Source organism: Streptomyces prasinopilosus (genome assembly GCF_001419695.1).
GTDB classification, from domain to species: domain Bacteria; phylum Actinomycetota; class Actinomycetes; order Streptomycetales; family Streptomycetaceae; genus Streptomyces; species Streptomyces prasinopilosus.
Genome location: NZ_LIRG01000136.1, coordinates 1 through 7,218 on the forward strand (window position 1 = coordinate 1; position 7,218 = coordinate 7,218).

Sequence of the window (7,218 nt, forward strand, 5' to 3'; positions counted from 1 at the left end):
CGGCCGGGACGTCGAGCCGTCCGTCGGGCCGTGCGATCGCCTCATCGAGCGGGACCTGTTCGGGAGTGCGATCGCCTCATCGAGCGGGACCTGTTCGGGCCGGACGGCGACCCTCCCGCAGTGAGCGGGTCGCACGCTCCTGCCGTTGCCCGTCCGCCGGGTCTCCGCTCACGGCTTCGACGAGCCGGCCCGGGCGCTCTCCCGGCGGGCCGCCGCGCAGGCATCGTCGCACCCGGCCTCCCTCTGGGGCTGGACCGGCAGCCGGCCAACGGATGCGCGAGCTCAATGTCCGCAAGGCGACCAGAGGCCGGCCGGGAAGGGCCCTGCCCCCGGATCCTGAACACGGCTCACGCGGCTGGTGCCGGCGCAGCGGGTGAGGTGGAGGGCGTCCCCGAAAGCAACCGGCGACCGCCCACCGGGGCGGGCGTGCCGGCGGCGGACGGGGCGGCGGCGGGGCCGTCCGACGGCGGCGAGTCGGGCCTCGCGTTCGCCGGGCCGGCCCGACGGGCCGGTTCGTCGGGCCGGTTCGTCGGGCCGGTTCGCCGGGCCGGCTCCCTCGTCCTCGCGGGCTCTCGCGTTCGAAGGGCGCGCCGAAGGACCCGGCGAGCGCGTTGTCCGCGCTGGACCCGACCGCGCTCACGCTTCGCCGAACCCCTGCCGACCTGCAGGCTCGGGCCAAGGCCCCGCTCGTGTACCGGGTTTCGTGGTCGGTGTGCACGATCGGTCCGGTGGGGCTGGCGCGGGTGCCGACCGCCGCGGCCGGGGCGTCGGCCACCGGGCGCGTGCGCAAGGGCTCGGCGATCGCCCATCCGGCCAGCCGGCGTGGTGCGAGGTCGCTGACGGTCGCCGGGGAGCAGAACCTGCGGCGCCCCCCTTCGCCCTCCCGCTCCGGACAGGTTCCCCCCGGGGCCCGGGTCCCGGGCGGCGGGCATCGGCCACCGGGCGGCGGGCGGACGTCAGCGCGCCCGGGACGTCATGCCCGGCGAGGCCCCTCCAGGCCGGGGGCCGGCTCGGGGGGCGCCGGGCGGTGCCGCCTGCGCGAGGACGCGTGCACGTGCGGGCGCTCTTCCGTGCGGGCGCTCTTCCCGGCAGCCCAGGCGCGCCGGCACCCGACCCGAACGGCCCCCGGCAGCGCCTGTCCCCCATGCGAGCTACGCGCGGGTGTCCACCGTGAGGTGACGATTCGCGGACGCCGCATCCGTAGCGTTCCAGGCGTCGCGGCACCCCGGCCGCGGGCCTCGAGAAGGAGCGTTCATGAGATTCGTCTGGCAGCTGTCGGCCGTCGTGGTGGTCGCCGCGATCGGCGCTCAGGCCGTCGCCGCCGTGGAGAGCAACCCCTGGCTGCAACTCGCCCTGGGACTCCTGGCCTCCGTGCTTGCCGTGCTCGTCTACGGATGGGTGGTGGCCAGGACCGAGCACCGTCCGGTCACCGAGGTGGCCCGTGAGGGCGCCGGGGCCGCGCTCGGCCGGGGGATGCTGATCGGCGTCGCGATGTTCGGCGCCGTGATCACCAACATCTACGTCAACGCGCACTACGAGATCAACGGCCTGGGCTCGGTGTCCGGCGCCGTGGGGCTGGCCGGATTCATGGCGGCCGCCTCCGTGACGGAGGAACTGATCTTCCGGGGGGTCCTGTTCAGGATCATCGAGGAACGCACCGGCACCTGGATCGCGCTGACGCTGACCGGAGTGCTGTTCGGACTCTCGCACCTGCTGAACCCCCACGCCGACCTGTGGGGCGCCCTCGCCATCGCGATCGAGGCCGGCGGCATGCTCGCCGCCGCCTACGCCGCGACCCGCACCCTGTGGGTGCCGATCGGCCTCCACTTCGGCTGGAACTTCGCGGCGGCCGGCATCTTCAGCACCGAGGTCTCCGGCAACGACACCCCGCAGGGACTGCTGGACACCGTGACGTCGGGCCCGACGTGGGTCACCGGCGGCGACTTCGGACCGGAAGGCAGCGTGTACGCGGTGCTGTTCGGCGTCCTGGTGATGATCGGGTTCATGTGGCTGGCCCGCCGGCGCGGCAACCTGGTGCCCCGCCGGCGCGCCGACCGGATCGCCGCCGCTGCCACTACACTGCCCCGGTGACCGGACTTCCGCGGCTCCAGGACCTGTGGCGCCGCTCGGGCTCCGCGGTCTGGTACGTCCCGCTCGCCGTGGTCCTGTTCGCCGCCTCGCTGGTCTACCGCGACAACGGCACGGAGCTCGGCGGCCTGCCGACCCGCCCCTTCGACGCCCTGGCCCCGGTGGCGATCGCCCTGCAGTGCCTCCCGCTGGCCGGACGCCGGCGGTGGCCCGCCCTGTGCTTCGCCGTGGTCTTCCTCGGCTTCGCCCTCGACCAGCTGCGCGGCTACCACTCACTCGCCGGCATCGCGCTGCCCATCACGCTGTTGAGCGTGGCCTGCCACCTGGAACACCACAGGCGGGCGACCGCGATCGCCGCCTCCGTGGCATACGTCCCGCTGGCGGTCGCGCTCCACCGGCTCGGCCCCGGCGAACCGCCCGGCGAGTTCGTGACGTTCTACCTGGCCGTGGCACTCGCCTGGGGCGTGGGGTCCTGGGTCCGTCACACCCGGGCCCTGGAGGACGAGCACCGCCGGCGCGTCGCCGAGGACACCCGCGCCGCCGAACGCGCCCGCATCGCCCGCGAACTCCACGACGTGGTGACCCACCACGTGACGGCGATGGTCGTACAGGCCGAGGCGGCCCGCTATCTGACCGCCGCCCCCGAACGCCTCGAGCAGAGCCTGAGCGCCGTCACCGACACCGGCCGCCGGGCCATCACGGACCTGCGGCACCTGCTGGACCTGCTCAACCCCGACCACGGCAGTGAACCCACGACCCCGCTCGCCGGCCGGCTCCTCACCCTCGTCGAACAGACACGGCGGGCCGGTCAGCCCGTGGAGTTCACCGAAGAGGGCACACCGGCCGAGCCGGCCGGCAGCGCCGGCCTCGTGGCCTACCGGGTGGTGCAGGAGTCCCTGACGAACGCCCTCAAGTACGCCCACGGCAGCCGCACTCTGGTCCGGGTGCGGCACGGCTCGGGAGAGATCACCGTGGAGGTCGGCACGGACGGCCCCGGCCCGCGGGCCCCCGAACTCTCCGGGAGCGGGCGCGGCCTGGCCGGTCTCCGCGCACGCATCGACCTCCTCGGCGGCGACTTCCGCGCGCAGGAACAACAGGACGGCGGCTTCGTCGTCCGCGCCCGCATACCCGCCGGGAGCCCGTCGTGACCGCACCCATCCGCGTCCTGATCTGCGACGACCAGGTACTGATCCGCACCGGACTGGCGACGATCATCGACGCCCAGCCCGACCTCGAGGTCGCGGCCGAGTGCGGGGACGGACAGACCGCCGTCGACCTCGTGGGACGCCTGCGCCCGGACGTCGTGGTGATGGACATCCGCATGCCGGTGCTCGACGGCATATCGGCCACCCGCCTCCTGGCCGGCGCCGGCGTGCCGCACCCCGTCAAGGTGCTCGTGGTGACGACGTTCAACCTCGACGCCTACGTCTACGAGGCGCTGCGCGCCGGCGCGAGCGGCTTCCTCCTCAAGGACGCGCCACCGGCCCAACTGCTGCACGGGATCCGGACCGTGGCGGCGGGCGCCGCACTGCTGGACCCCGAGGTGACACGCCAGTTGGTGGGCCGGTACGCCGTCCGGATCCGCCCCACCGAGGACGACGGGCCCGACATCCCGCTCACTCCGCGCGAACTGGAGGTGCTGCGCCTCATCGCGGACGGCCTCTCCAACAACGAGATCGCCGCGGCCCTCGTGATCAGCCGGGAGACGGTCAAGACCTTCGTCTCCCGCATCCTCACGAAGCTCGGCCTGCGCGACCGCGTCCAGGCGGTCGTCTACGCCTACCGCCGGGGCCTGGTGTCCTGACCAGAGGGCCACGGTCCCCGGACGGGCCGAAGAAGCAGGCCACGGTCCCGGAACGGGCTTCAGAGGTGGGCCACGGTCCCCGGACGGGCCGCAGAGGTGGGCCACGGCTCCTGAACGGGCCTCAGAAGTAGGCCATGGTCCCCGGAGGGGCCGCGGAGGTGGGCCACGGTCCCGGACCGGGCTTCAGTGGCCGGGCCGCTGCGCGGCCTCCCCGGCCCGGCATGTCAGGCTCATCCGCGCACCCGCACCCCCAAGAGCCCGTCGGGCTTGCCAGGATCGCCGCGTCCCGGCCGACCCGGCCCCTGTCCGCGGCGGCCTCGCTCATCGCGCACCCACCGCCTCCTCACCGCTGATCCGGTCCACCGCGACCGGCACGTCCACCGCGCCGGCCGCCCCGATGGCGGTGCGCAACGACCCCGTCCACGACCGCCGGCGGTGCCGCCGGCCGCCTGGGCCGGGCCACCGGCCCAGGCAGCGCGTCCCGGGCCACCCGCGGGACAGGGCGGCCACGGCCCCCGTCGCCACGCCCCGCAAGGGCGGCGGCCGGTGAGGGACGCCCGGCGGCGGGCCCGCACAGGATTCTCCCGGCCGGGCCCACCACCGGGGACCGCCGGCGGCATCCGCCGCGGTGCACGGTGGTGGACCCCCTCACCGGCGCGCCCGGCACGCACGTCCGGGGCGGCCGGCCGGATCGGCACGCTGCCCGGCCGCTCACCGGACGCGGGCGAGCCGGCTCACCCACTGGGACAGCGTGAGCGAGGTGGCCGGGGCCCCCCGGGCCGCGCTGTGCCGGTGCCCCGAGCCGTGGCGGCACCCGGCCGGCCCGGGCCGGTGCGAGGGCCGTCGCCGGGCGTCGCAGGCCAGGGCCCTGCGAAGAGAGGGCAGGTGTGCGGCCACGGCCGCCAGGCAGTGGTGCTCGTCCTGGCAGTCGGAGCAGGTCACCAGGTGGGCACGGACCGCGCTCGCCTCGCCGGGGTCCAGGACGTTGAGCGCGTGTCCTTCTAGCAGGTCACCGATGGTGCGGCAGTCCTGGGAGGAAGTAAACATGGCGGGTCCCTTCGGGCGGGGTGCGAATCGTGCCGTCGACGGGGCCGGTGCTACGGCCGGTGCGCCGCTGCGCAGCTCCGTCTCCTGACCCCACCATCGCCCGGAACCGGCCCCCCGCGCGTCGTCCCCGTGCAGCAATTCCCAGGTACTGCGAGCGCGGTATCCCGCACGCCGGCCTACGACGGGGCCACCCTGCGCCCCGCGCCCGCGCCGGCCTCCACCCGGTCGGGGCCGCCCTGTGCTCCGCGGCCGCGCCGGCCTCCACCCCGGTCAGGGGGGAGGGGGCGCCGGCGCCGCCGGGCTGACCACGCCGCACTGGTAGGCGACGACCACCAGCTGGGCCCGGTCGCGGGCGGCCAGCTTGGTCATGGCCCGGTTGATATGGGTCTTGGCCGTCAGCGGGCTGACGAACAGCCGCTCGGCGATCTCCTCGTTCGACAGCCCCAGCGCGACAAGCCCCAGCACATCGCGTTCCCGCGGCGTCAGGCACTGCAGCCGCTCGTGCACGGCCGCCGTGCGCGGTTCCGGCTGCGCCAGGAACCGCCTGATCAGCCCCCGGGTCGCCGCGGGGGACAGCAGCGCGTCCCCCGCGGCGACCGTGCGGACGGCGTCGAGCAGCTCCTCGGGCCGGGCGCCCTTGCCGAGAAAGCCGCTCGCACCCGCCCGCAGGGCCTCCGCGACGTACTCGTCGTCCTCGAAGGTGGTCAGGATCAGGACCTTCACCGCCGCGAGGTCCTCGGCCTGCCCGATCGACCGCGTGGCGGCGAGGCCGTCCATCCCGGGCATGCGGATGTCCATCAGGATCACATCCGGTCGCCGCGTCCTCGCCAGCTCCACCGCCTCGCGGCCGTCGGACGCCTCGCCCACGGTCTCCATGTCGTCGGTGGAATCGAACAGCATCCGGAAGGTGCCCCGCAGCAGGGCCTGGTCATCGGCGAGCAGGACCCGGATCGTCATGCCCGCTCCTCCTCGGCGTCCCGCCCGCCCGGCACCACGAGGGCCGCACCCGGCCGCAGCGGCAGCTCGGCGGTCACGGTGAAGCCCCCCTCGGGGCGCGCCGCGGCCTCCAGCCGCCCCCCGACGCTGGCCGCGCGCTCGCGCATCCCGATCAGCCCGTGGCCGGTCCCGGGGGGCGGCTCGCAGGGCCGGGCGCGCCCGTCGTCCTCGACCCTGATCGTCAGCCAGTGGGGCCGGTAGTGCAGGCACAGGCGGGCGCGATCGGCCCCGGCGTGCTTGCGCACGTTCGTCAGCGCCTCCTGCACGATGCGGTACGCGGCCAGGTCCACCGCCGGCGCCAGCGGCTGCGCCACACCGTGCCGCAGGTGCCTGACCGACAGGCCGACACGCTCGAAGGACGCCAAGAGCTCCGGTACCTGCGCCAGGCCCGGCATCGGATCCCGCGGCGCCCGGGGATCATCGGACTGCCGCAGAAGACCCACGGTCACCCGCAGCTCCTCCAGCGCGGAACAACTGGCGTCCCGGATGCCCTCCAAAGCGGTGACCAGCTGCTCCGGCCGCCGCTCCACCAGGTGGACGGCGACCCCGGCCTGCGCGTTGATCAAGGCGATGTGGTGCGCGACCACATCGTGCAACTCGCGCGCGATCCGGACCCGCTCGGCCGCCACCCGCTGCCGCGCCTCCTGCTCACGGGTCCGCTCCGCGTACTCCGCCCGTTCCTCCACGGCCGCCACATACGCGCGGCGCGAGCGCACCCCGTCCCCCACGGCGGCCGGCAGGGCCGTCCAGGCCACCATCGCCACGTTGTCCCGCACCAGCCACGAACCGGAACCCGAACCGAACACCACGGCCGCCGCGACCAGCAGGGCGGCCGAGGCCGACGCCACCACCCACGTGGTGCGCCGGTCGGTCCGGACGGCCACGGTGTAGACGGACACGATGACCGGACTCGTCACCAGCGGACTCTCCCGCACCCCGAGGACCTGGAAGAGCACCCCGCAGGCAAGGGCGATGCCCAGGACGCCGAACGGGTGGCGCCGACGCCACAACAACGCGCCACAGCAGACCGCCGCCAGCACCACCGCGGGCGGGCGCACCGAGATGCGGTGCTCGTAGGGGATGACCGAGGCGGCCCCGACCGACAGCACGAACAGCACAACCGGCCCCAGCACGTCCAGCACGCCGGCCCGGGCACCCGCTCCCCGCCGCCAACCGTTGATCACTGCCATGCCACCACCGTAGGGCCGGCCCCCCGGTGGCGCTGGCTCACCGCCCCTGCGGCTCACCCCCGCAAAAGCCCCCCGGCCCCCCCGGGGGGGCCG

General features: G+C 75.2%; 6 protein-coding genes. 3 read left to right on the forward strand and 3 right to left on the reverse strand.

Features of this window, described 5'->3' with window-relative positions; all coding sequences use genetic code 11:
• Nucleotides 1–1,254: 1,254 nt before the first annotated feature.
• The 3 genes from AOK18_RS07185 to AOK18_RS07195 are packed head-to-tail and all read left to right on the forward strand — an operon-like array spanning nucleotide 1,255 to nucleotide 3,892.
• A complete protein-coding gene (locus AOK18_RS07185; RefSeq protein WP_055693773.1) occupies nucleotides 1,255–2,091 on the forward strand; it encodes a CPBP family intramembrane glutamic endopeptidase in 837 nt (278 codons plus the stop codon).
• Nucleotides 2,088–3,236 (forward strand): sensor histidine kinase, encoded by a 1,149-nt coding sequence (locus AOK18_RS07190; protein WP_055693774.1) that lies wholly within the window; start codon nucleotides 2,088–2,090, stop codon nucleotides 3,234–3,236. The genes AOK18_RS07185 and AOK18_RS07190 overlap by 4 nt, the downstream gene beginning before the upstream one ends.
• Nucleotides 3,233–3,892 carry a response regulator gene (locus AOK18_RS07195; protein ID WP_055574112.1) on the forward strand — a complete coding sequence of 220 codons (660 nt, stop codon included), beginning with the start codon at nucleotides 3,233–3,235 and terminating at the stop codon, nucleotides 3,890–3,892. The genes AOK18_RS07190 and AOK18_RS07195 overlap by 4 nt, the downstream gene beginning before the upstream one ends.
• 711 nt (nucleotides 3,893–4,603) lie before the next feature.
• On the opposite strand, the gene AOK18_RS07200 is transcribed toward AOK18_RS07195, so the two are convergent.
• The 3 genes from AOK18_RS07200 to AOK18_RS07210 form a co-directional block, all read right to left on the reverse strand.
• Complete coding sequence (locus AOK18_RS07200) at nucleotides 4,604–4,939, reverse strand: zf-HC2 domain-containing protein (protein ID WP_055693775.1); 336 nt, start codon at nucleotides 4,937–4,939, stop codon at nucleotides 4,604–4,606.
• A 270-nt stretch (nucleotides 4,940–5,209) separates the two neighbouring features.
• Nucleotides 5,210–5,896 carry a response regulator transcription factor gene (locus AOK18_RS07205; RefSeq protein WP_055693776.1) on the reverse strand — a complete coding sequence of 229 codons (687 nt, stop codon included), beginning with the start codon at nucleotides 5,894–5,896 and terminating at the stop codon, nucleotides 5,210–5,212.
• Nucleotides 5,893–7,125, reverse strand: a complete 1,233-nt coding sequence (locus tag AOK18_RS07210) for a sensor histidine kinase (protein ID WP_055693777.1) — start codon at nucleotides 7,123–7,125, stop codon at nucleotides 5,893–5,895. The genes AOK18_RS07205 and AOK18_RS07210 overlap by 4 nt, the downstream gene beginning before the upstream one ends.
• Nucleotides 7,126–7,218 lie beyond the last annotated feature (93 nt).

Coding starts and splice junctions, on each gene's coding strand:
- AOK18_RS07200 (WP_055693775.1), bottom strand. CDS start 4,939: ATGTTTACTTCCTCCCAGGACTGCCGCACCATCGGTGACCTGCTAGAA.
- AOK18_RS07205 (WP_055693776.1), bottom strand. CDS start 5,896: ATGACGATCCGGGTCCTGCTCGCCGATGACCAGGCCCTGCTGCGGGGC.
- AOK18_RS07185 (WP_055693773.1), top strand. CDS start 1,255: ATGAGATTCGTCTGGCAGCTGTCGGCCGTCGTGGTGGTCGCCGCGATC.
- AOK18_RS07210 (WP_055693777.1), bottom strand. CDS start 7,125: ATGGCAGTGATCAACGGTTGGCGGCGGGGAGCGGGTGCCCGGGCCGGC.